Raw genomic sequence first — 21898 nt, forward strand, 5'->3', positions numbered from 1 at the left:
AATTAAATTATACCATATATCGGCTAGTTTTTACAGTATTCCACGCATCCTATTATAAACCCTAGCTTTATGGGTCTGTGCTTTAGTATAAGCATCAACCGTACCTCCAACTAATGCTCCGGTTTCAAGTACAATATCAGTTGATTTACCAACTAGCCTATCTAATTTATTACCAATTTTAAACAATTCATCAAGTGCTGATTTTTGCCCGCTATCCTTAACATTTACAGTTGCTTTGACAATGTTGTCAAGGTCTGACTTAACTTGTACTGTCTTAGACAATTTTGCTTTACCAGCACCAATAATATCCTCCGCTTTATAGCTAAAGGCATTAATGTGTTCATACATACCACCTAGAGCCTTATCAACATACTTAGTTCCTCTCTCGATACCGACAGCGACACCCATCGGCAAGAAACGCCCTACGCTGTCTCTAAACAGTCGTGATGGCGAGTGAATTTTTGCCTTCGCTCTAGCTGCTCTCTCAGCTTGCTCTACCAAGGCATTAGCAGCGGCTGTAACAGCTCCCAAAGCCGAATACATACCTTGTGCCAATCCTTGTCCAATCATTGCACCAATGTAACGCATAGAGCCTACACTAGCCATACCAGTTGAGTGAACAGCGGTCATAAGAGCTTGCATAGCGCCTATTGATTGTCCTGTGCCTCCTCTGATGCCTTGAGCGATGTTTTGAACTGTCTGTTGTCCAATTTGGCGACCTCTTGCTGTCATCTGGTTGCCAACACTTGTAATGGTTACAAGCATGGTCTGCATTGCTGATTGTACTTGTCCACGCATAGCATTAAATGCAGAGATAACAACCTGTGTACTCGATGCAATAGCCACAATGCGTGCTGTTGCTCCGCTTGCACTAGACCCAATCAAGACAAAGCCAGTAGCTGCCGTTGTCAACATGGTTGGTAGAGTGCCTATCGTTGTTGATAAGGTACTAATTTTAGTAACGAATATGGTCAATCCAGCAACAGCCATGGTTGCGGATGCTGATAAGGTTGTCATACCAGTTCCAAGCGACTGCATACCACTACCAGCTTGTGCAAGTCCTGCCGAATGACCAGCAATCTTACCGACACCTACCGCAACAGCGCCAAGCGATGCCGCCATATCGCCAAGATTAGTATTGGTGATTTTGACAACACCATTTGCCAGTAAGTTAAATCCTTTACCTGCATTGAGTGCAGCGTTTCCGATACTGTCAATAACGCCAGCAATGCCATCTAAGACAGATTTAATGGAATTTCCGACACTCTCAATAACGCCACCGATACCCTCAAAGGCTGACTTGATAGCATCACCAACACTTCTAAAGACATTCGCAACACCATCCAATGTTGTTTTGATGGCTGTACCAAATCCTTGTACGGCTGTGCTTATAGCCTGTCCTGTAGCTGTAATAGCCCCCTCTGCGTTAGCAAAGGCATCTATCATATTTGCTATACCTGTTGTCGCAAGATAGACTCCAGCGCCAATCAAAGCAACAGCTGCACCAAAGGCAATAATACCGACCGCTCCAGCTGTTAACGCTGGACCTAGTAAGGCAAATAAGCCAGCTAACAAACCAATACCTACACCTAGACCTACCAAAGCAAGTGCAGCGCCACTACCAGCAGATGCCAATTGTATTGCTGCTTGTACCAAGATATAGATACCTCCAGCGACCAAAGCAACACCTGCGCCAACCATGAGCATTGCAGCACCCATAGAAAGCCATTGAGCTGGATTTGCCATTGCTGCCGCCCTGCCAAAACCTTGAGCCATTGTTGATACAGCTGTTCCGATTCCTTTGGCGGCGGTAGCGATACCAGTACCAAGACCTTTGAAGGCTGTTGATAAACCTGTTCCGATACCTTTAGCAGCTGTTGCAATTCCTTGTCCAGCCGACTTGATAAGATTGCCAAGACCAGTAAATACCTGTGTAATAATGCCTTTTGCTTTCTGTGATTTTCCACTTGTTTTATCAAGTGCATCACCAACAGCATCTAAAGCACCTTTGCCGTTTTTACTAAACATCTTGAATGGATTCCAACCGTTCAGCATTTTAAACACTGCAAAGCTACCAGCAACAGCACCAATTGTTAAACCCCAACTCTTGACCCTCTCTGGATCTAATCCATCAAGGAACTTTTTGACAGTCTTAAATACTTCGTCTACTTTTGCTCTGAATTTCTCATTTGTGTTGTAAGCTGTTAACAAATAACCTGCTAACGCTCCAATAACCACCATAAAACTCAAAAACGGATTACCAAGTACAGCTAATTTCAGCAATTTGAATGAGGTAGTGACATCATCGATAATGCCTTTTACTGTTTTTATCCCTTTAAATGCAAAAACTGCACCAGCGACAGCACCAGCAATTTGTTTGATGGTTTCTGGTGGTAGCGAGGAAATAAAATCAGCGCCTTTTTTAGCAACATCCGCAAGATGTTTGACAATTTCCCCAAGAGATTTTCCAAGGTTTGTCAATGTATCCTCATGCCCAGAAAATGCAGAAAATACATGACTTACAGCATCTTTTAGAGCATTAAAAGCGCTAGATACTGCTGTAATTGCTCCTGTATCTTTGAAACCAGAGAAAAATTTACCAATATTATCAAAGGTTTTCATAATACTGTTTACAGTTGCCTCTGGTAACATCTTTTTCAACCCAGCCTCAATCTCTGGCTTAGAAGATGCTAGAAATGTTGAGATAGCTTTTGGTAACGCTTTAAAAGCGTTAGCTATCATAGGTACAGCGTTTTTAAATACAAATGTTGAGGCTGTCTTAGCAAGATTTCCTAAAGGTTTCTTGATGTCTGCACCTGTTGTGAGGTTTCCGAGGAAATCTTTAAAGGCTGCTCTCATAGATGAGAATGACCCCGAAAATGTCTCTGATGCCTCTTTCGCAGTTGTGCCAGTGATATCAAGTTTTTTCTGTACGATAGAAATAGCTTTAACAATATTTGCAAATGATAGATTGCCCTCCTCAACAGTCATATTGAGTTCTTCTTGGATATCTGTGTAGCTTGCCGCATCTTTTATGAGCCTGTTAAGCTCTGCTTTAGTACCACCGTAACCAAGTTTTAGGTTGTCTAGCATCTGATAGTTCCCACGCGCTAAACTTTGATAAGTTTGCGTGATCATGCCCATGTCGGACCCCATTTTATTTGCGTTATCCGACATGTCTTTTAGCGCTGTGTTTGCAAGTTCAGCAGCTGCCTCCGTATCTCCACCTAGCGACTGGATAAGAGATGCAGAGAATGATGTTACATTCTCCATGTACTCATTAGCTGATATGCCAGCTGTCCTAAATGACTCGCTAGCATATTGTTTTATCTTGTCAGCAGAACCTTTGAAAAGAGTCTCGATACCTCCAATTGATTGCTGGAGCTTTGCCCCCTCGCTTATTGCGGATGAAAATGCTCCTTTCACACCACCGGCAAGAGCATTAACACCACTCATCAATGCACCGCTAACTAAGTTTGCACCTAGTACGGATTTGAAAGTTGAGCCTAGACCACTTAAAGAGGCTTTAAGGCTATTTATATCTCCTTGGGCTTTTTTACCATCTAAATCAACTGCAATGGTAACTTTACCATCAGCCATTGCTACTCACCTCCTCTCTTTATTTTGTGTTCAAACTGATACATAGTAAAACCAGATACAGTATTAAAACCTTTTAAAATCATCCCTTTTTCATCATCAACCCAATATTTATATAGTAAATCTATAACATCATCTAGTGGGTAGTCTTTGAAGTAATCAGTATGAGCTAACATACACATAGCAAGATGAGGCAATATAAACGGTGACACGCTTTTGTCAGCCATCATCTCCCATATTTTTGAAACATTATCAAAAGAATAATCTAAACTGAATTCCCTACCATCTATCACAACATCTAATGTTGTTCCTCGTATTTTTTCTTCCATATTGCTTTACTCCTTTATAAAAATTAGATGCTCACCATCTCATGATATACCCCCATATTAGGTAAAGGCACAATGCTAAAATATAAATCAGAATAAGTTTCAAACCATTTATTGAGCTTGGTGTAAGCAACGCTCTGTGATAAGTATAGAATCCGCTGTGCTGCCCCTATGATATTGATATGATTATACACATAAACTTCTTTGATTGTTTCTAGCATATCCTCTGGGCTAGTCTGCACCCTAATATCGGTTATCTGCTTGATAGTTGCGTATTTTTTATAGGCTAGCATATCTTGATTTTTATCAGCATCAAACATTTTACGCTCAAGGACACTATACTTAGGTTGTTCCTTATCTCGCATGAAATACCACTTGAGCCATAAAATCTTCTCTCGATGTATTACAGAAATACGCTCTATTTTCTTCTTAGTCATTTCTACCTCCCAAATCATCAATCTAACAATTCTAACCATTCACTTTTAGAAATAGTTACATAGGGCTTGTTCGGTGTATGATACAAAGGCTCTAAACCTTTTTCCACCCTAATATAGTCCATCTTATCCTCATGAGTTGGAAAGTATAGTATTTCTGTTTCATCCTCACTTAACATACGGTTAGCATCATCATCAATAATAACCGGCACTTCCCACTCATACCATTTTTTAAGGTTTTCTAAAAGTTCATTATCACTAAATAGCTCGCCATCAATTTGGAAAAATTCTCCTAGGTCATTGTTTCCCTCAACAATAATAAACTCTGGCATATTTCTATTACTTAATAACTCCTTGAGTTCTCGTAACTCTTTAATTTCCTTTAGATATTTCCTCAATTTCTAGCCTCAATTCTTCAATCTGCCTTACAACTCCAAAAATTTCATGGGTCTTATATGATTGTTCAAGTATAGCCTTTGCGGCTTGAGTTCTGATAAACGGATTGACCTTACTATCCATCATAATATCATTGAGTACAGAAACAGCATTAGACGATGCTAGGTATAGCATTTGAGTTGTTTTATCCATCATCTCATCTTGCTTTATCCTCAATGTCTTTCTAACAGCTGCAATATTCAGATACTTATGCCCTGTTGCCCTAGCTATCCCTGCTTTTTCGCATGCTTTTTCTATCGTTGGTTCAGTAAGCATGGCATCTATAAACTTCACTTGTTTAGTTGTAAGGCTAACATTTTCATTTCCTGCCATCTATTACCTCCTAACATGTAAAGGGGGATAGTAACCCCCTACGAACTAAAATAACCAACCATTTTAGCTATACCCTTTTTAATGACTTGCCTAACTTTCTGCCAACTCGTAAAGGGTGATGGCTGTGAAATTTGCCCCTTTTCAAAGGCTCTGATAATTCTTTTTGAGTATAGAATAGCTGATTTAATCTGATGTTTTGGTACTTTCTCTTGTTCCAAAATATCAGCATATAAATTAAACGCTTTTTCCTCTAACTTAGTATCTTTTAGCAGATGTTGCAAAACCAGCGTAAATACCAGCGCTGTATGATACTTCTTATAAATCATCCAAGATTAACCCCTAGGCTACGCCCTGCGGCATATAACTTTTGATATGTCTCATAGTCTAGCGGTAGCTCCGTAGCTAAAGAGTGATTATCAGCACCAATAAAAGTCATTTGCCCACTGAATGCCTTTCTAAAATCTTCATTGACAATCTGTGATAGCACTTGTTTATTAAACTCTGATGGTTTCTTGGTATATTGACTAAGCAAGGAAACTGTTTTTTTAAAGCTATTTAGCGTTTGCTCTGTCAACTCCTTAACTTCTTCATTTTGTCCCCATTGCTCAATCAAATACGCATGGTATAACTCTTCAACTTCACGTAACTTACCAGGTAACTCCGTATCAAGTTCGTGTTCTAAGGCACTGTATCGACTTTCAACACGCATGATATAACTTTCTAACTCTGACACCTTATTGTCAGTTTCAAACGAGAAATTCTTTTCCCTGTTAGTTTTGGCTTGTTCTAATTCTGCCTTAGCTGCATCAAGTTTTTGTTTGTACTCATCCACCACATCACGTTTAGTATTTACTTGAGATACGATAGATTGAATTTTAGGTAATACATTTGACGTTGTCATTTTAAAATCCTCCTTATGACAAAATAAAAGAACCCAACACAATAACAAAGCTATACGCCTTGAAATTTGCATTGGGTTCTTCCTCTAGCATTATTTATTAAATTAAACCGTTAACATGCTCAGTCTTTTTATATGGCACTCCATCCCTGAAATGGATTTCAACGCTACCATGACTTACCTTGTCAACTTTTTTAATTATACCATCTTTTTCTAAAATTATCCAGCCTTGGTTTAATAACTCGGCTACTGATTCCATTGGTTGAATATCTTTAAAATCCATGTTTTCGCTCCTTTATTTCATTTTATTATAATCTGAATACCCCTAGCCTATTGATTTCACTAGGTTTTTAGGGTTCGTATACTAAAATACTACCCTTTTTGTGTACCCTATAGTTGATTTTTCAAATTGGTAAGTTTGCCACGCTTGGTTTATTTGGTCGTGGAAAGCATGGCAATTACTTCTCAAAGGGCGATTTCTCACCCCATGAAAAGTGTCTATTTTTGTTTAGGTTTGTAAGTCAGTTTATTATCACGCATTACTCTTTAGCCGATTGATTGAGTATCGCTTATCTTTGATACTAAATACTTTGAAATAGTTACCATCTAAGCCTGTACGCACACGACTTGCAACACGTTCGCTATAAAGGTTTGCTATATCATCATTACTTAGGTTAGTGGTGATAATAGTATTGTTTCGATGACTAAGCACATCAAAAATAAACTCTTCCTCCCATGCTGACTTAGATTGACCCGATGAGTTACCAAGTTTAACCCCTAAATCATCTAAAATCAGATAATCAGCCTCTTTCAGCATCCGTGAATAATAACCCTCTTTGCTAGTAAACTTAAAACTCTCTCGGATTTCTCTTAGTATCTCGGTAAGGTTAATAAATAATATACTCTTAGGCTCTCCTTTGGCTTTATACGCCTCGTTCAACTCTTTTGCAAGAGAAACAGCTAGATGAGTTTTTCCAACCCCTGTGGCGCCTGTTAGTAAAGTATTTCCATTCATGCCCTCAAGATATTTTTGAGTTTGTTCTTTTACAAAATCTAACAGCTGTTTTTCCTCTGGTGTTTCAACAATGAAATTATCAAAGGATGCCGCTTTTAAGTCTTCTGGGATGGTACTGTCACGCATAAGCACGTTATAGGTTTTCTGATAGATACTAGCGTTCAAGTGCTTTTCTATCTCTTCCCGCTCTTGCTTGTCTTTCTGCTCCTTGACGCATTCAGAACAAAACGGAGATGGCTTACGCGGTTTATCCTCCCCTGCAATTTTAACAACTCTATCCAACTGTATTAACGGGATATCATGAATGGGGCAAGTCTCCTCTAGTGTCATTGTGTTTGCGATAAATTCAGCTTGTGTTAGCATATGTAACTCCTTTTTCTAAAATGGATTTTCTTCTGACCAGTTCGCCAACCATTCTTCACGGGTTTGTGGTTCTGGTTTTGAATTATTTTGCTGTTTCTTAGCCTCACGCGCTGCCTTATTATTTCTAATAAGCTCTACCGTCAATAGGTTATCCTGTTTCCATCGCTTGAGAATAGCTTGAATATAAGCAAAATTAGCCTTACCTTGACCTACTGCCTCTCTCAATGCCTCATGAATAACATCAGCGCTAAAATCCTCTAGCATGTACTGCAATTCTTGTTGCTGAATGGGTGATAAAGGTTTACCCGTTTCTTGCTCAAAAGATTTATAGAGATTTACAAAGTCTTGATTAAGGGTAGGGGGAGTAGGTGATTGATTTTGTTCTTTATCTACTTCTACCTCTTTCTCTATATATAACTCTATACTCTTACTCTTATATTCGGGGACATCTTGGGGACTATTCGGGGACACTTTGGGGACAATGTCCCCTTGTGCTTTATCTTTCGCCCTCTGCTTACGTTTTTTTCTCGCCTCATAAGTGTCTGTACCTATCATCTCTTGAATTTGAGACATGAAAAGTTCGCCTGTTTCTTTTTTCTCAATAAGCTCAATTTCTTCAAAAATTTTCATAGCCATTTCAACTATTCCAATATCTGTGTCGGTCATTTTGGCAATAGCCACTGTGTCATAAGGTATCAACTTTGTTCCAACATACCTTATCAATAGCCCCTCATCTTCTAATGACTTTAAACATAATTTTAAGTACAAGATAATAAAGTCTTTCCCATGCTCTTGTTCCTCAAGATACTTTACTGTGTCATCATCAAAAAAATCTTTGTTAATTTTCATGTAATAATAGGTTTTATTATCTGCCACGTTTACACATCTCCTCCAATCTACGCTCATTCACTTTTCTAAAGAGTTCATATACTGGGTTATCATCTGGTATAACATAGCCCTCAATGCTATCTCTTTTTGTACCGTCTACCATTGTATGGGTTACGGTGTAATGTTCTTTAACCATCTATTTTTACCTCCATATCGTTCTACTGCTTGATTTTGTTACACACTCAATCAATTCATCACGCGCGTGCTTATCCACTTTATCGCTGATAAACACAATATCTAAACTAGGTGAATAATGCGCCTTACCCCTCCACGCATCACCATCAATAATAAACACTTTCAAAATAGACCTCCTAGCGTATTGTGAGAAAGTTAATCACATCAGAAACCTTAAAATAAAGTTTCTTGCTACTTTCAAAAGGGGATTGATACGATACAAGTCCAATATCCATCCAATTTTTTAATGTTGTTCCGGAAATACCCAGCTCATCCTTAAGTTCCTTAGCTGTAATTAGACCGGTTTTCTTTTGTAACTTCTTCTCTAGTTCTAGCTTTTGCTGTGCTAGCTTATCAACTCTATCTAATAAACCCTGTTCAAATTCAACTGAAAATGTCGCCATGCTCCCCTCCTAATTGTAATGCTTATTCGATAGCCAAATATAAGCCCCATAACGCTCTTTTACGTGGTCTGTGGTGTTTTCCTCTACTTCATCAATTTGTGGGGCTAAATCAAGCTCTATATAGCTCTCGTAATGCCATAATAGGACGAGAATAACCAAACATACGATAATCAAGATAATACTTTGTGTTGGTGTTAGGTTTAATTCATTCATTGTTACCCTCCTTGAAAAATTTATCTGATAATTCTGTGTGTTCTGAAACAAGATGCTTTAGCCCATTGGTTGCTACTGCTACAAGAGCTGTTGCTTTGTCTTGGTCAATATCAGTAATAGCCATCTCTAAAGTACTGATAACATTTTCCAGCTCTGTACATAGCAATTCATAGTTACTTAAAATTTTATCGTTCATGTTGTCTAATAACCTCCAATTCATTGTCATCATCACAATTTATCAATTTACATGCAATTAAGTCTATATCTCGATATAGCTGTTCAGTCATTTCAAAAATAACGCTAAATGCTTGTTGCATTTGATGGTGTAAAACTGCGCTATCTGCTCCAGCATTATCAGCAAGTAATAAAGCATTGCCTAGCTGTTGGATAATTTCAATACGTGGGAGTAACTCGGCGATTTGGTTGCCTTGTTGCTTAATGTTTCGTGTGCTTAATGCCATTTTGATTTTCTCCTTTGTTTTTGGTAAAATTAAAGTAGTTATAATTGACAAGGGATTGATTTTCTCGCCCTTGTTAAATACCTAACAAAACCACGCGCCTTGCCTTTGCTTGAGTTTTGTTATTTTTCCTTAGCCGTGTACGTTGGTTTGGTCGCCTGTACATGGCTTTTTGCTTGGCTTAAATTTCTTCTACTAGCCAAGTCATCACGCTTTCATAGATGCGTTTAGGAGCATCATAGTTACCATTCTCAACTTTTCCTAGAGTTGGTGGTGTGACTCCTAACTTTTTAGCTAATGCCACTTTACCTAAACGCTCAACAGCTCGTTTTTTTCGGACTTTTACAGCAATTTCTTCTGTAATAAGCATCTTTTCACTCTCCTTTCTAACGAAATTATTTTCGTTTATATTTTGATTATAACTGAAATTATTTTCGTTGTAAAGGGGTTTGCGAAATTTTTTTCGTCAAAAATAAAAAAATATGTTATAATCATTTTGGAAAGGTGGTTTTACCTAATGAATAGATTGCAAAAATTGCGAAAAGAAAGAGGCTTATCTCAAAAAGCTCTGACAGAAATGCTAAATGATAAGTCTGATTTTACTGTTACTCTACGGACTGTCCAAAACTGGGAGGCAAATAGAACACCGATAAAGTCTGCGCCTGCTCAAATACTAGCTGATTTCTTCGGTGTAACTGTCCCATATCTTCTAGGTTATCATGAGGAAACTATTGCTTTTGAATTTCCTAGTGATGAAAAAGGTTTTTATAAAGAGACTCAAAAACTAATTGATATGGCTGAGAATATTGAACAAGATAGTGATATTTATCCCCAAGTTCAGCAAGTCAAAGATATGGCTATACTGGTACGAAGTAGCCGAGAAAAAATAAAAGCTCGGTATGGTCAAAAAGTATATGAGGGACTAAGCGACAAAGAGACAGACTTTGAATTTTATAAATATCTAACTTTTTTATTAGATAAAAAAGAATATCTTAAAAGTGATCTGCTAGTCTTTCTTTCTTTGTTAGATTCATCAGATAAAGAAATTATTTTTAAAATGATTACCGAATTTAAAAAATAATAATCATTCTATTGTAATAACATGTATAAATACCTAACAAAACCACGCGCCTTGCCTGCTGATGGAAAGAAAGGTACAAATACATGAAAATCAAAGATAAAATCAAAAAGAACGGTCAAAAAGTTTACTATGCTAGTGTTTATCTAGGCGTTGACCAACTAACGGGCAAGAAAGCCCGTACAACTGTTACAGCCACCACCCAAAAGGGCGTTAGAATAAAAGCGCGTGATACTATCAATGCTTTTGCTGCTAACGGCTATACAGTTAAAGACAAGCCAACAATTACAACGTATAAGGAGCTTGTAAAAGTTTGGTGGGATAGTTACAAGAATACAGTTAAGCCAAATACTCGCCAATCCATGGAGGGATTGGTTAGAGTGCATCTATTGCCTGTATTTGGCGATTACAAGCTATCTAAACTCACTACTCCTATTATCCAACAGCAAGTAAACAAATGGGCTGACAAAGCTAATACCGGGCAAAAAGGAGCGTTTGCTAACTACTCCTTGCTCCATAACATGAATAAGCGTATTTTGAAATACGGTGTTTCTCTCCAAGTGATAACATATAACCCAGCTAATGATGTTATTGTTCCACGTAAGCAGCAAAAAGAAAAAGCTGGTATCAAATACTTAGACAACAAAGAATTGAAACAATTTCTTGATTATCTCGATACCTTAGACCAATCAAACTATGAAAACCTATTTGATATTGTCCTATACAAGACTTTGTTAGCTACTGGTTGCCGTATCGGTGAGGCTCTAGCTCTTGAATGGTCTGATATTGACCTAGACAATGGTATTATCAGCATCACCAAAACACTCAACAGATTTCAAGAGATAAACTCGCCTAAATCAAGCGCTGGTTATCGTGATATACCAATAGACAATGCAACGTTACTTATGCTCAAGCAATATAAAAACCGCCAACAAGTACAATCATGGCAACTAGGGCGGTCTGAAACGGTTGTATTCTCTGTATTTACAGAAAAATATGCCTATGCTTGTAATTTAAGACAACGCCTAAATAAGCATTTTAAGGCTGCTGGCGTGACTAATGTTTCATTCCATGGTTTCCGTCACACACATACAACAATGATGCTCTATGCTCAAGCTAGCCCTAAAGATGTACAATACAGACTAGGGCACTCTAATTTGATGATGACAGAAAATGTTTATTGGCACACTAACCAAGAAAACGCAAAAAAAGCTGTCTCAAATTATGAAACAGCAATCAATAATTTATAAGGGTTGCCCCATCTTGGGTTACCCTCTTACTATACCTAATTTTCACTAGGGGTAGTACAAAGGGTAGTAAATTCTAAAAAAGCACCTTGGGATGATGCCCCAAAGCGCTTAATATCAAGGCTTTACAGACCTTAACCTCGTAAAGAGATTATTTTTTAAGGTTGTAGAATGATTGAAGACCTTTGTATTGAGCAACTTCACCAAGTTGATCTTCGATACGAAGCAATTGGTTGTATTTAGCAATACGGTCTGTACGTGACAATGAACCTGTCTTGATTTGGCCAGCGTTAGTTGCAACTGCGATGTCAGCGATTGTTGAATCTTCAGTTTCACCTGAACGGTGCGATACAACTGCAGTGTAACCAGCTTCTTTAGCCATTTCGATAGCTTCAAAAGTTTCAGTCAAAGTACCGATTTGGTTTACTTTGATAAGGATTGAGTTAGCAGCATTTTCTTTGATACCACGTGCAAGATAGTCAGTGTTTGTAACGAAGAAGTCGTCACCAACCAATTGAACACGTCCACCAAGACGTTCAGTAAGAGCTTTCCAACCGTCCCAGTCGTTTTCATCCATACCATCTTCGATAGTGATGATTGGGTATTTGTTAACCAATTCTTCAAGGTAGTCGATTTGTTCTGCAGATGTACGAACAGCAGCACCTTCACCTTCGAATTTAGTGTAGTCGTAAAGACCTTTTTCTTTGTCGTAGAATTCTGATGATGCACAGTCAAAACCGATCATGATGCCATTTTCGCCAGCAACATAACCTGCTGCTTCGATTGCTTCGATGATTGTTTCAACGCCGTCTTCAGTTCCTTCAAACTTAGGAGCGAAACCACCTTCGTCACCAACAGCTGTTACCAAACCACGAGCTTTAAGGATTTTCTTCAAAGCATGGAATACTTCAGCACCCCAACGAAGACCTTCTTTGAATGTTGGAGCACCAACTGGTACGATCATGAATTCTTGGAAAGCGATTGGAGCATCTGAGTGAGAACCACCGTTGATGATGTTCATCATTGGAGTTGGCAATACTTTAGCGTTGAATCCGCCAAGGTAGTTGTAAAGTGGCACTTCAAGGTAGTCAGCTGCAGCGCGAGCAACGGCGATAGACACACCAAGGATAGCGTTGGCACCAAGTTTACCTTTGTTAGGAGTACCGTCAAGTGCGATCATAGCACGATCGATTGCTTGTTGATCACGTACGTCGTAACCGATGATTGCATCAGCAATTACGTTGTTTACGTTATCAACAGCTTTTTGTGTACCAAGACCAAGGTAACGAGATTTATCACCATCGCGAAGTTCAACTGCTTCGTGTTCACCAGTAGAAGCTCCTGAAGGAACCATACCACGTCCGAAAGCACCTGATTCAGTATAAACTTCTACTTCAAGTGTTGGGTTACCGCGTGAGTCAAGGACTTCGCGAGCGTAAACATCAGTAATAATTGACATTATATTACTCTCCTTTGAGTTTTAATTTGTTACATTACTATCATACTGTAAAAGCGCCTTTTTTTCAAGGAAAAATCGTTGAAAAGCCTTATTTCTAGCATGTAAACGTTTGCCTTTTCAGGCTTTTTCAATTATGTTATAATCAACTTATGACTGACTTAAATAATCTTATTTTACAAAAATCAAGCGGTGAAAATCGTATCAATCCAGATGAGCAACGTTACTATATGGGAACCTTCCGTGAGAGGGTTGTTTTAGTTGTGGAGTTTGCTGATGCTACAGAAACAAATTTTCAAAAACAATTCACGACCATTTGTGACCACTACTTGGCGGACTATTCACCTTTAACACTGAAACTCTCTCCCAAGTTGACAGATCGTCTACAGATTAGCTATATAAAAATTGCCCAAGAAAAGGGGCTGACTGTCAGTATCATTGATGAGAAAATTGCAGACTCTCCTTTTGCATTGCTCTTGCACACAGACCATGCTGTAAATCTTGAAAATATTGACCTGGCAAACAAATTCATCGCTGAAGCGAGTGCTAGCCAGTCCCCTGAAAAAGTTCCCTTATGGAAAAAACTATTTTCAAAATAGGAGCAGCCATGTACCAAACTATCTTATTTGACTTAGACGGAACTCTGACGGACTCTAGTGAAGGAATCGTGAAGTCTGTCCTCTATGCTCTCGATAAATTAGGTTATCCCCTTCCTCCTCGCCAAACTCTGCTACCTTTTATCGGACCACCACTCCTAGAATCCTTCCAAAAAGTATGCCAGATAACTGAAAAAGAAGCCCAGCTGGCCATCCAATATTACCGAGAATATTTTTCCAAAAAAGGACTCTTTGAAAATCAAGTCTATCTAGGTATTGAAGAACTGCTCTCACAATTACAAAAGAATGGAAAAAATCTGATCTTGGTTACCTCAAAACCTGAAATATTTGCTAAAGAGATTTTAAAGCATTTTCAGCTAGACCATTATTTTACACTTATTGCCGGTGCTAGTTTGGACGAAAGTCGGAATAAAAAGGGGGAGGTCATCCGCTATGCCTTAGCGCAATTGGATAATTTCGAAAACTCGACCACCATTATGATTGGTGACCGTCTGCATGATATTGTAGGTGCAAAAGAGAATCGCTTGAACTCTATGGGAGTTCTCTACGGATTTGGTAGCCGAGATGAATTAGAAACGGCTGGTGCGACCTATATTGCAGACACTACTCAACAAATCATTTCTATCCTATCAAGTTAAAAGAAGCTGAATCTACAATCAGCCTCTTTTCTGCTTACTCTTAAAAAATGAACCTTTAATTTCCTATTTTTCGTCTAAAATCTCTATTAATTTATAGAGATTTTTTTCAATGATACTGTATGGCGCCTCTGCTTGAACAATGGGTTTGGCACAAAAGGCAACCCCTATTCCAGCAGCCTGTATCATAGGAAGATCATTAGCACCGTCTCCCATGGCTATGGTTTGGCTCAGTTCCAAATTATTTTCTTTTGCCCACGTTTCGAGCATAGCCTTCTTGACATCCTTGGTCACGATATCCCCTAGGACACGACCGGTCAACTGACCATCAACTACCTCCAGATGATTGGCCTTCACATAGTCCAAGCCAAGTTCTGCTGCTAATACATCCACTGTTTCATGAAATCCACCAGAGACTACTGCTACCTTGTAGCCACGCGCATGCAATTCATCCACTAATTCTTTTGCTCCTGGTGTAAAATGAATTTTCTTCAGTATTTCTTGAAAAACAGTCTCAGGCAAGCCTTTCAAGAGAGAAACTCGTTCATCTAAGGCTTGACGAAAATCCAGTTCTCCCCTCATAGCACGCTCGGTAATATCAGCCACCTGGCTACCAACACCTGCGACCTCCCCTAATAAATCAATTCCTTCTTCTAAGATTAAGGTCGAATCAACATCCATCACTAATAAGCCTTTTATATTCTCCATACAAAACCTCATTTTTTTCTTTTCTTAAATTGTACCAAAATTTCCAGACTATGCAAGAATATACAAAAAACTGGATAAATCCAGTTTTTAATAACGAATGGCTTCGCGTGTTTTTTCATAAGAATTGACAAAACGCTCTGTCACACCTGGTTCAACCGTCTCCAATGCAAATGAAATCTCTTCAAATGAAGCTTGATAATCAAAGTCCTTTTCAAAGATAGCCAAGGCACGAGTGAAGGCTTTTTGAATTGCAGGGTCAAATGAACGATAGCGATTTGAATATTGGAGCAATTGCTCTGTCAAGGTGGCATTTTGAACAATCAGATAAGCAGTATCTTCCAAGTTATGAATGTCAAAGGTTGCGTTTTCAAGCAAGCGATTCACAACTTCAATATTGATACGTTTGTAATCCAACTCTGCTAGAAGTGCTTCAACATGATCACTCGTACGGAAGAAAATGTTGAGGAACTCTTCAGGAATACCTGGCAAATTGCGTTTTTCCATGTAACGTTTCAAGGTATGCAATTGGTTGATGTAAGTAGCAGCCTTGTTACGCGCATTTGTTTCAGAAGTTTCTTGTGATTGCAAGTACTCTGCCAAAATCAACTGCTCTTCTTCCATTTCTGTCAAGGTTACATTGGCATGTTCCAGGCGCTCTTCCAAGATAGAATAAGCAACTTGTGGAGCATCCAATTCTTCAACACTTTCAGCAACTACTTGTTCAATCGTAGCAATGCGATTTGACAACTGCTGAATACGAGACAGCTTGCTTTCAGCCAAGAGGTACGAGTGGTTCAAGCGTTCTGCTTCTGCTGCCAAAGTCTGAGTGTTTTGAACGGCATGTTCTACAAATTTTGGAAGTGTCTTGCTCAACTTGCTTGTCGCACGGTGTGAATCAATTTCTTTCGTAAATAGTTGATAGAGATGATTGATATGCTCTTGAATCTGTTGATTTTCAACTTCAGCTGCATCCAAATCAAAAGACACAATCAAAGCTGTATTTTCGCGGATAGCAACTCGGATATCTTGGAATTGAGTTTCAATATCACCTTCGGTGAAGAGGTAATTCTGCTCAATCAATTTACGGTAACCTGTTTCCAAGTCATCCAACTGATCAGGAAAAGAAGTTTCCACTTTTTCAATTAAGTCAGGAATACGATCCATGATTTGGTTGAGGGCAATCATATGTTCTTCCGTCTTATCCAAGATTTCAGAAGCTTCAATCGGATCACCTGATGAATTAAGCATCACAAATTCTGAAAATTCAACTTCAATATTCTTGAGTTGTTTTTCCAATTCAGGAAGCGTTTCGCCATAAGCATCTGTGTTTTCACGAACAGACTCTTGCAAGCTATCAAAGAGATCAAGAGCATGTTTGACACGACCTGAATTTTTCTCTTCTTGCTCTTTCAAATCTTGAAGACCGTTGCGGATCGAAGCAATATCTTCTTCCACCAAGTCAATCTGACTCTCAATGCTAGCAATAGCATTTTTAGCACTCATGAAACGGAAAGAATTATTGTAACCTTCTGCTTCAAAAATGTGATTCTCAATATCTGCAAAGGAATTAAGCGAAAGGTCAACCCATTTTTGATTCCATTCACGGAAGCTAACTTGACTTTGACCAATCAAATGCAGATTTTTCACTGCTTCCACTTCATCATTGACAGGTAGGTTGAACAAATCTTCTTTACGTTCTTCCAAAGCAACCAGACGGTTATCATTGTGCTTGCGTACAATAAGTCCCGCTACATAAACAATAAGTAATATAACAACAATCGTAATGATTAAAAAGATTGTTCCACTAGACATGTAAATCTCCTTAGATATTAGTATTTACTAGACAATATCGCTTTATTATACCATACTTTTCTAGCATATGCACTTGATTTTTTAAGAATATTAAACGTCAAGTGTGGAATAGACGGCATTTTCTTCGATAAATTCACGGCGAGGTTCTACCTTATCTCCCATGAGCATATCAAAAATCTTATCTGCTTCAGCTGCATCGTCTACAGATACACGTGCCATGAGGCGATTTTCTGGATTCATGGTAGTCTCCCACAATTGGTGATCATCCATTTCTCCCAAACCTTTATAACGCTGAATAGTTGGTTTTGAACGTCCTTCACTATATTTATCTAAGGCTGCCTGCAATTCCTCCTCTTGGTTAACACCTGGTTGAATGTACTGCTTGATTTCTGAGCCAACCTTTACTCCATAAATAGGTGGTTGGGCAATGTAGACATATCCTGCTTCTACGATTGGACGCATATAACGATAGAAGAGCGTCAATAATAGAGTGCGAATGTGGGCACCGTCAACATCCGCATCGGTCATGATGACTAGCTTTTGGTAACGAGCTTTGTCTACATCAAATTCTGCACCAAATCCTGTTCCCATAGCTGTAAATAGACTACGGATTTCTTCATTGGCAAGAATCTTGTCCATACTAGCTTTTTCAACGTTGAGGATTTTACCACGAATCGGAAGAATGGCTTGGAATTCACGGTTACGACCTGATTTAGCAGAACCACCAGCTGAGTCTCCTTCGACGATAAACAATTCTGTTTGAGTCGGATCATTTGAGGCACAATCTGCTAATTTCCCTGGTAGGTTAGAGATTTCAAGACCTGATTTTTTACGGGTCACTTCACGCGCACGTTTGGCTGCGATACGCGCCTTGCTGGCTAAAATTCCTTTTTCTACGATACGACGAGCTACCTGCGGATTTTCTAAAAGAAATTCTGAAAAGGCTTCTGAGAAGAGACGATTGGTGATTTTCACCACTTCACTGTTCCCAAGCTTGGTCTTCGTCTGTCCTTCAAATTGCGGATTTGGATGTTTAACAGAGATAACTGCTGTCAATCCTTCACGAACATCCTCACCTGTCAGATTATCTTCATTTTCCTTAAGGATTTTATTCTTCTTCGCGTAGTCATTGATAACACGGGTCAAGGCTGTACGGAAACCTTGCTCATGCGTTCCACCTTCATGTGTATGGATGTTATTAGCAAAGCTGACAACATTTTCATGATAGCTAGTCGTATACTGAATAGCAACCTCAACAGTAATATCATCCATTTCACCGTCCGTATAAATCGGTGTTTCAAAGATGACGTCCTTGTTTTCATTGAGGTACTCGACGTAGGAAGCAATCCCGCCTTCGTAATGGTACTCTTTACTCTGCTCCAAGCCTTCACGTTTGTCCGTGATAGACAATCGCAGACCACGGTTCAAGAAGGCTAATTCTTGAATCCGTTTATTGAGTTTGGCAAATTCGAATTCAGTTGTTTCTGTAAAGATTTCTGGGTCTGGTGTAAAGTGAACAGTTGTTCCTGTGCGGTCTGTTTCTCCAATAACCGTCAAATCAGCAACAACTACCCCACGTTTGTATTCTTGATAATGAATCTGACCATTTTTATGGACCTTAACATCTAACTGTGTAGACAGGGCATTTACAACTGAAGATCCTACACCGTGAAGACCACCGGATACCTTGTACCCGCCACCGCCGAATTTACCACCAGCGTGAAGCACGGTAAAGACGGTCTCTACTGCAGGACGACCTGTTTTTTCTTGAATATCGACAGGAATCCCACGTCCGTCATCGACAACTGTAATGGAGTTATCTGGTTCAATGTAGACCTCGATATGGCTCGCAAAACCAGCCAAGGCCTCGTCAATTGAATTGTCCACGATTTCCCAAACGAGATGGTGAAGTCCCTCTTTTGAAGTGGAGCCGATATACATCCCTGGGCGCAAACGAACCGCTTCAAGTCCTTCTAGGACCTGAATCTGACTGGCATCATACTCCTGTGCTTTTTCTTGTAAATCTTTGATTTCTTCTGTCATTACTCTTCCTTTTTGGGCGACAAACGCCGATAGATATTACCCTTTATTATATCACAATTTATCAAAAATTCCCAGCTAGACATAGTAAAAGAGAGTGAGATAAAAATCAATCATTTCGCAGAAATTTGATTTTCCCTCACTACTGAATTTCAAGATTCAATGAGTCTTTTGAGGTTGTAAATGAAGCGAGCTTTGTTCGCAACCCTAATCTTGATTTAGCGATGTATTAGAACCTACTCAGCAGTGGTTTTTCGGGAAAAGCTAAACTAGTCAAATGGCAAATCTTTCTCCCAACCACTGCTTTAAACTAAAAGCAAAAGAACTCGAGATTTTCATCCCAAGCTCTTTTTATCAATTACTTAAATAAATCTGTGTAAACCATACGATCTGCTTGCTCTTGACCATTTCCACCAAGTAAGTCAACCAACTGATAAGCAAATGCCAAACTAGTCCCTGCTCCACGACTGGTTACAATAGGGCCATCGACAACTACCAAATCTGTCTGGTGCTTGCCACTCTGAATCGTTTCTTCTTGACCTGGGAAACAGGTATAGCTTCTATTTTCCAACAAGCCTGCTCTGTCTAAAACGATCGGTGCCGCACAAATGGCAGCAACAAACTTCTCTGCAGCAACTGCAGCTTGCAACTGTGAAATCAAGACATCATGGTCACGAAGATTTGTTGAACCGGGCATTCCTCCCGGCAAGACAATCATGTCATATTCAGATAAATCTCCTGTAAAAACCTTATCTGCTTCTACGGTAATGCCATGAGAACCCGTAACGGATCGATCAACTAGACCAATCATTTGGCAATCAATCGTTGCCCGACGAAGGACATCAACTGGTGTCAAGGCTTCAATTTCTTCAAAGCCTGGTGCTAGGATTACTGCTACTTTTGCCATAATTTCCTCCTTATTTTTCAACACGTTTTATGGTAATTTTTTGATAAGCACGCGATTTATTACGGCGACGGTCATCCAAAAGATTGTGCTGATAGGACATCGACATAATCAACCCAACTCCTAAAAGATTGGAAATAATAGACGACCCCCCTTGTGAAATAAAGGGAAGAGGAATACCCGTCAAGGGTAGTAAACCAGTTGCAGCTCCGATATTTTCAAAAACATGGAAAAGCAACATCATAATATAGCCTGTCGAAATGTAAGTGTAGAAGCGATTATTTGACTCCAGAGTAATACGCAACATACGATAAATAAGAAGCAAATAGAGAACGATAACCGTTGCGCCCCCGATAAAACCAAAATCTTCACCGATAACGGTAAAAATCATGTCACTCTCACGTACAGGAATCAAGAGATTTGTCTTATTAAAGCCAATTCCTGACAGTCCGCCACTCCCAATCGCAATCAAACTCTGAGCCTGCTGATAGGTCGTTGATTGGGCATTTTTGAAGGGATCTAACCAAGCTGTAATCCGATTGATTTTATAAGTGTCCATTCCAAGGTTGTGTAGAAGGGCAGTTCCACCAGGCGCCGTAAACAAGATGATAAAAGCAAGACCTGCAAGCAAGACAAGACCTACAATTGGCAATAAAATCTTCCAAGAAATTCCTGAAATCAATACCATACCGGCAAAGATAGCCATGAAAACCAGCGCTGTCCCCAAATCACTTTGCAAGTAAAGAAGGACTAAAACAGGCAAGGTACAGAGTAAAAGATAAGCAATCAAGAGAAAATCTTCCTTAATTGTCCGCTCAGGATGCCGTTTATGAAAACCGACTGTCAGCCTAGCCATCATAACGATATAGGATATTTTCATGAACTCTGACGGCTGAAAAAGAGTAACTCCACCAATGGTTACCCAGTTCTGTGCCCCAGTCGTAGCCACCAAACTTGGGCTGTAGAAATACAGCGGCAAAACCATTAGGCCTAATCCCAAGATGTATAAAAAGGGAGTTACCTTCCATAAAAACTTGGTATTAAAAAACATCACTAAGGTTGCTAAACAGACACCAATCAGCATCCAAACAATTTGTTGCCCCACAACGGTTGCTACTTTCGCAGGATAATCCTGACTAACCGCTATGTAAATAGCTAATACACCAATCATTAATAAAAAAAAGACTGGTACCAACAAAGGGTAATCAATTCGATCTACAACCGATCCCTTGGTTCTATTCATATCACTTCCTCGTACTTTCAAGATTCCTTGTCTACATTATAGCAAAATCAAACCCAAATTTGAACTCCAAGACTGTGAAACTGATGTAATCTTTTTCTGATTGTTTCACTCCTTTTTCAGCATTTTCACTATGAATCAAGAAGAATGACACTTATTCTTGATATTCTCGCTAGGACAATCATTTGACTTCTTTGTTTTCAGTATAAAGAACGACGAAAAAACAACCCGTTGGGGTTGTCGTTTGCGAATCGCATTTTCGGCGCAAAGAAAAAATGGTCCACTGGACCATTTTTTTATTTGAGACCGTATTTTTTGTTGAAACGATCCACACGTCCATCTGCTTGAGTGAACTTTTGACGTCCAGTGTAGAATGGGTGTGAGTCTGATGAAATTTCCACACGGATAAGTGGGTAAGTTTCACCTTCAAATTCAACAGTTTCGTTAGTGCGTTTTGTAGAACCACTAAGGAACTGGTAACCAGTAGTTGTGTCTAAGAAGACAACAGGGCGATATTCTGGATGGATATCTTTTTTCATGTTAAAAATTCCTTTCTGCCATGGACTCTTTTTCGAGCCATAGATTATAACTCTGCTAGTATACCACAATACGAGATAGAGTTC

Annotated in this window: 28 protein-coding genes; 4 read left to right on the plus strand and 24 right to left on the minus strand. The window is 39.2% G+C overall.

Translation table 11 applies throughout. The features are described from left to right. Positions 1–30 precede the first annotated feature (30 nt). The 17 genes from ACHUFA_RS05390 to ACHUFA_RS05470 all read right to left on the minus strand — a co-directional run bounded on the left by ACHUFA_RS05390 (position 31) and on the right by ACHUFA_RS05470 (position 9908). The gene (locus ACHUFA_RS05390) at positions 31–3600 is read right to left on the minus strand and encodes a hypothetical protein (protein ID WP_394405115.1); all 3570 of its coding nucleotides are present in this window, start codon (positions 3598–3600) and stop codon (positions 31–33) included. 2 nt (positions 3601–3602) lie between these two features. Then, positions 3603–3926, minus strand: coding sequence for a hypothetical protein (locus tag ACHUFA_RS05395; protein WP_155778765.1), 324 nt, complete (start codon positions 3924–3926; stop codon positions 3603–3605). A 23-nt stretch (positions 3927–3949) separates the two neighbouring features. Beyond that, positions 3950–4360, minus strand: a complete 411-nt coding sequence (locus ACHUFA_RS05400) for a hypothetical protein (protein WP_394405116.1) — start codon at positions 4358–4360, stop codon at positions 3950–3952. 17 nt (positions 4361–4377) lie between these two features. Continuing rightward, the gene (locus tag ACHUFA_RS05405; RefSeq protein ID WP_394405117.1) at positions 4378–4689 is read right to left on the minus strand and encodes a hypothetical protein; all 312 of its coding nucleotides are present in this window, start codon (positions 4687–4689) and stop codon (positions 4378–4380) included. A 40-nt stretch (positions 4690–4729) separates the two neighbouring features. Then, positions 4730–5125, minus strand: a complete 396-nt coding sequence (locus ACHUFA_RS05410; RefSeq protein WP_394405118.1) for a replication protein — start codon at positions 5123–5125, stop codon at positions 4730–4732. 38 nt (positions 5126–5163) lie between these two features. Continuing rightward, positions 5164–5451, minus strand: a complete 288-nt coding sequence (locus ACHUFA_RS05415) for a hypothetical protein (protein ID WP_269207554.1) — start codon at positions 5449–5451, stop codon at positions 5164–5166. After that, positions 5448–6026: a hypothetical protein gene (locus tag ACHUFA_RS05420; protein WP_394405119.1), complete on the minus strand. Its 579-nt coding sequence runs from the start codon at positions 6024–6026 to the stop codon at positions 5448–5450. The genes ACHUFA_RS05415 and ACHUFA_RS05420 overlap by 4 nt, the downstream gene beginning before the upstream one ends. 97 nt (positions 6027–6123) lie before the next feature. Then, positions 6124–6306 (minus strand): hypothetical protein, encoded by a 183-nt coding sequence (locus ACHUFA_RS05425; RefSeq protein WP_394405120.1) that lies wholly within the window; start codon positions 6304–6306, stop codon positions 6124–6126. 249 nt (positions 6307–6555) lie between these two features. Next, on the minus strand, positions 6556–7401 hold the full coding sequence (locus tag ACHUFA_RS05430; RefSeq protein ID WP_394405121.1) for an ATP-binding protein: 846 nt from the start codon (positions 7399–7401) through the stop codon (positions 6556–6558). Between the two features lie 15 nt (positions 7402–7416). Next, the gene (locus ACHUFA_RS05435; protein ID WP_394405122.1) at positions 7417–8277 is read right to left on the minus strand and encodes a DnaD domain protein; all 861 of its coding nucleotides are present in this window, start codon (positions 8275–8277) and stop codon (positions 7417–7419) included. Continuing rightward, on the minus strand, positions 8267–8425 hold the full coding sequence (locus ACHUFA_RS05440) for a BOW99_gp33 family protein (protein WP_394405123.1): 159 nt from the start codon (positions 8423–8425) through the stop codon (positions 8267–8269). Before ACHUFA_RS05440 ends, ACHUFA_RS05435 begins: the two co-directional genes overlap by 11 nt. A 6-nt stretch (positions 8426–8431) precedes the next feature. Then, positions 8432–8590, minus strand: coding sequence for a hypothetical protein (locus ACHUFA_RS05445; RefSeq protein WP_394405140.1), 159 nt, complete (start codon positions 8588–8590; stop codon positions 8432–8434). Between the two features lie 10 nt (positions 8591–8600). Then, positions 8601–8867: a hypothetical protein gene (locus ACHUFA_RS05450; protein ID WP_269207550.1), complete on the minus strand. Its 267-nt coding sequence runs from the start codon at positions 8865–8867 to the stop codon at positions 8601–8603. Positions 8868–8876: 9 nt separating this feature from the next. Continuing rightward, on the minus strand, positions 8877–9080 hold the full coding sequence (locus tag ACHUFA_RS05455) for a hypothetical protein (RefSeq protein ID WP_269207549.1): 204 nt from the start codon (positions 9078–9080) through the stop codon (positions 8877–8879). Continuing rightward, entirely contained in the window at positions 9073–9276 is a 204-nt protein-coding gene (locus ACHUFA_RS05460) for a hypothetical protein (RefSeq protein WP_269207548.1), read from the minus strand. Before ACHUFA_RS05460 ends, ACHUFA_RS05455 begins: the two co-directional genes overlap by 8 nt. Then, the gene (locus ACHUFA_RS05465) at positions 9266–9541 is read right to left on the minus strand and encodes a hypothetical protein (protein WP_394405124.1); all 276 of its coding nucleotides are present in this window, start codon (positions 9539–9541) and stop codon (positions 9266–9268) included. Before ACHUFA_RS05465 ends, ACHUFA_RS05460 begins: the two co-directional genes overlap by 11 nt. Before the next feature lie 178 nt (positions 9542–9719). Continuing rightward, positions 9720–9908, minus strand: a complete 189-nt coding sequence (locus ACHUFA_RS05470) for a DNA-binding protein (protein WP_018164431.1) — start codon at positions 9906–9908, stop codon at positions 9720–9722. A 147-nt stretch (positions 9909–10055) separates the two neighbouring features. On the opposite strand from ACHUFA_RS05470, the gene ACHUFA_RS05475 reads away from it, so the two are divergent. Together ACHUFA_RS05475 and ACHUFA_RS05480 are read left to right on the plus strand one after the other, a co-directional pair. After that, a complete protein-coding gene (locus ACHUFA_RS05475) occupies positions 10056–10619 on the plus strand; it encodes a helix-turn-helix domain-containing protein (RefSeq protein ID WP_394405125.1) in 564 nt (187 codons plus the stop codon). Between the two features lie 83 nt (positions 10620–10702). Then, positions 10703–11866 (plus strand): tyrosine-type recombinase/integrase, encoded by a 1164-nt coding sequence (locus ACHUFA_RS05480; RefSeq protein ID WP_394405126.1) that lies wholly within the window; start codon positions 10703–10705, stop codon positions 11864–11866. 148 nt (positions 11867–12014) lie between these two features. On the opposite strand, the gene eno is transcribed toward ACHUFA_RS05480, so the two are convergent. Continuing rightward, complete coding sequence (gene eno, locus ACHUFA_RS05485) at positions 12015–13322, minus strand: surface-displayed alpha-enolase (protein WP_222347925.1); 1308 nt, start codon at positions 13320–13322, stop codon at positions 12015–12017. 149 nt (positions 13323–13471) lie between these two features. Between eno and ACHUFA_RS05490 the strand changes: the two genes are divergently transcribed. Together ACHUFA_RS05490 and ACHUFA_RS05495 are read left to right on the plus strand one after the other, a co-directional pair. Continuing rightward, the gene (locus tag ACHUFA_RS05490; protein WP_394405127.1) at positions 13472–13918 is read left to right on the plus strand and encodes a DUF1694 domain-containing protein; all 447 of its coding nucleotides are present in this window, start codon (positions 13472–13474) and stop codon (positions 13916–13918) included. A gap of 8 nt (positions 13919–13926) precedes the next feature. Next, positions 13927–14574 carry an HAD family hydrolase gene (locus tag ACHUFA_RS05495; RefSeq protein ID WP_222347929.1) on the plus strand — a complete coding sequence of 216 codons (648 nt, stop codon included), beginning with the start codon at positions 13927–13929 and terminating at the stop codon, positions 14572–14574. A gap of 63 nt (positions 14575–14637) precedes the next feature. On the opposite strand, the gene serB is transcribed toward ACHUFA_RS05495, so the two are convergent. From serB to ACHUFA_RS05525, 6 genes are all read right to left on the minus strand, one after another. Beyond that, positions 14638–15279, minus strand: coding sequence for a phosphoserine phosphatase SerB (serB, locus tag ACHUFA_RS05500; RefSeq protein WP_394405128.1), 642 nt, complete (start codon positions 15277–15279; stop codon positions 14638–14640). An 87-nt stretch (positions 15280–15366) separates the two neighbouring features. Then, positions 15367–17091 (minus strand): septation ring formation regulator EzrA, encoded by a 1725-nt coding sequence (gene ezrA, locus ACHUFA_RS05505; RefSeq protein ID WP_394405129.1) that lies wholly within the window; start codon positions 17089–17091, stop codon positions 15367–15369. Positions 17092–17181: 90 nt separating this feature from the next. After that, on the minus strand, positions 17182–19134 hold the full coding sequence (gyrB, locus tag ACHUFA_RS05510; protein ID WP_394405130.1) for a DNA topoisomerase (ATP-hydrolyzing) subunit B: 1953 nt from the start codon (positions 19132–19134) through the stop codon (positions 17182–17184). Positions 19135–19489: 355 nt separating this feature from the next. Then, on the minus strand, positions 19490–20038 hold the full coding sequence (locus tag ACHUFA_RS05515; RefSeq protein ID WP_394405131.1) for a DJ-1 family glyoxalase III: 549 nt from the start codon (positions 20036–20038) through the stop codon (positions 19490–19492). 10 nt (positions 20039–20048) lie between these two features. Then, positions 20049–21278, minus strand: a complete 1230-nt coding sequence (locus tag ACHUFA_RS05520) for an FtsW/RodA/SpoVE family cell cycle protein (RefSeq protein WP_222347939.1) — start codon at positions 21276–21278, stop codon at positions 20049–20051. Positions 21279–21571: 293 nt separating this feature from the next. Continuing rightward, complete coding sequence (locus ACHUFA_RS05525; RefSeq protein WP_222347959.1) at positions 21572–21814, minus strand: type B 50S ribosomal protein L31; 243 nt, start codon at positions 21812–21814, stop codon at positions 21572–21574. Between the last annotated feature and the right edge of the window lie 84 nt (positions 21815–21898).

The organism is Streptococcus hepaticus, assembly GCF_043656315.1.
Taxonomy (GTDB): domain Bacteria; phylum Bacillota; class Bacilli; order Lactobacillales; family Streptococcaceae; genus Streptococcus; species Streptococcus hepaticus.

What these genes read in the sequence shown, in the direction of transcription:
- ACHUFA_RS05390 (WP_394405115.1), bottom strand. Translation starts at nt 3,600, where the DNA reads ATGGCTGATGGTAAAGTTACCATTGCAGTTGATTTAGATGGTAAAAAA.
- ACHUFA_RS05395 (WP_155778765.1), bottom strand. Translation starts at nt 3,926, where the DNA reads ATGGAAGAAAAAATACGAGGAACAACATTAGATGTTGTGATAGATGGT.
- ACHUFA_RS05400 (WP_394405116.1), bottom strand. Translation starts at nt 4,360, where the DNA reads ATGACTAAGAAGAAAATAGAGCGTATTTCTGTAATACATCGAGAGAAG.
- ACHUFA_RS05405 (WP_394405117.1), bottom strand. Translation starts at nt 4,689, where the DNA reads ATGCCAGAGTTTATTATTGTTGAGGGAAACAATGACCTAGGAGAATTT.
- ACHUFA_RS05410 (WP_394405118.1), bottom strand. Translation starts at nt 5,125, where the DNA reads ATGGCAGGAAATGAAAATGTTAGCCTTACAACTAAACAAGTGAAGTTT.
- ACHUFA_RS05415 (WP_269207554.1), bottom strand. Translation starts at nt 5,451, where the DNA reads ATGATTTATAAGAAGTATCATACAGCGCTGGTATTTACGCTGGTTTTG.
- ACHUFA_RS05420 (WP_394405119.1), bottom strand. Translation starts at nt 6,026, where the DNA reads ATGACAACGTCAAATGTATTACCTAAAATTCAATCTATCGTATCTCAA.
- ACHUFA_RS05425 (WP_394405120.1), bottom strand. Translation starts at nt 6,306, where the DNA reads ATGGATTTTAAAGATATTCAACCAATGGAATCAGTAGCCGAGTTATTA.
- ACHUFA_RS05430 (WP_394405121.1), bottom strand. Translation starts at nt 7,401, where the DNA reads ATGCTAACACAAGCTGAATTTATCGCAAACACAATGACACTAGAGGAG.
- ACHUFA_RS05440 (WP_394405123.1), bottom strand. Translation starts at nt 8,425, where the DNA reads ATGGTTAAAGAACATTACACCGTAACCCATACAATGGTAGACGGTACA.
- ACHUFA_RS05450 (WP_269207550.1), bottom strand. Translation starts at nt 8,867, where the DNA reads ATGGCGACATTTTCAGTTGAATTTGAACAGGGTTTATTAGATAGAGTT.
- ACHUFA_RS05455 (WP_269207549.1), bottom strand. Translation starts at nt 9,080, where the DNA reads ATGAATGAATTAAACCTAACACCAACACAAAGTATTATCTTGATTATC.
- ACHUFA_RS05460 (WP_269207548.1), bottom strand. Translation starts at nt 9,276, where the DNA reads ATGAACGATAAAATTTTAAGTAACTATGAATTGCTATGTACAGAGCTG.
- ACHUFA_RS05465 (WP_394405124.1), bottom strand. Translation starts at nt 9,541, where the DNA reads ATGGCATTAAGCACACGAAACATTAAGCAACAAGGCAACCAAATCGCC.
- ACHUFA_RS05470 (WP_018164431.1), bottom strand. Translation starts at nt 9,908, where the DNA reads ATGCTTATTACAGAAGAAATTGCTGTAAAAGTCCGAAAAAAACGAGCT.
- ACHUFA_RS05475 (WP_394405125.1), top strand. Translation starts at nt 10,056, where the DNA reads ATGAATAGATTGCAAAAATTGCGAAAAGAAAGAGGCTTATCTCAAAAA.
- ACHUFA_RS05480 (WP_394405126.1), top strand. Translation starts at nt 10,703, where the DNA reads ATGAAAATCAAAGATAAAATCAAAAAGAACGGTCAAAAAGTTTACTAT.
- eno (WP_222347925.1), bottom strand. Translation starts at nt 13,322, where the DNA reads ATGTCAATTATTACTGATGTTTACGCTCGCGAAGTCCTTGACTCACGC.
- ACHUFA_RS05490 (WP_394405127.1), top strand. Translation starts at nt 13,472, where the DNA reads ATGACTGACTTAAATAATCTTATTTTACAAAAATCAAGCGGTGAAAAT.
- ACHUFA_RS05495 (WP_222347929.1), top strand. Translation starts at nt 13,927, where the DNA reads ATGTACCAAACTATCTTATTTGACTTAGACGGAACTCTGACGGACTCT.
- serB (WP_394405128.1), bottom strand. Translation starts at nt 15,279, where the DNA reads ATGGAGAATATAAAAGGCTTATTAGTGATGGATGTTGATTCGACCTTA.
- ezrA (WP_394405129.1), bottom strand. Translation starts at nt 17,091, where the DNA reads ATGTCTAGTGGAACAATCTTTTTAATCATTACGATTGTTGTTATATTA.
- gyrB (WP_394405130.1), bottom strand. Translation starts at nt 19,134, where the DNA reads ATGACAGAAGAAATCAAAGATTTACAAGAAAAAGCACAGGAGTATGAT.
- ACHUFA_RS05515 (WP_394405131.1), bottom strand. Translation starts at nt 20,038, where the DNA reads ATGGCAAAAGTAGCAGTAATCCTAGCACCAGGCTTTGAAGAAATTGAA.
- ACHUFA_RS05520 (WP_222347939.1), bottom strand. Translation starts at nt 21,278, where the DNA reads ATGAATAGAACCAAGGGATCGGTTGTAGATCGAATTGATTACCCTTTG.
- ACHUFA_RS05525 (WP_222347959.1), bottom strand. Translation starts at nt 21,814, where the DNA reads ATGAAAAAAGATATCCATCCAGAATATCGCCCTGTTGTCTTCTTAGAC.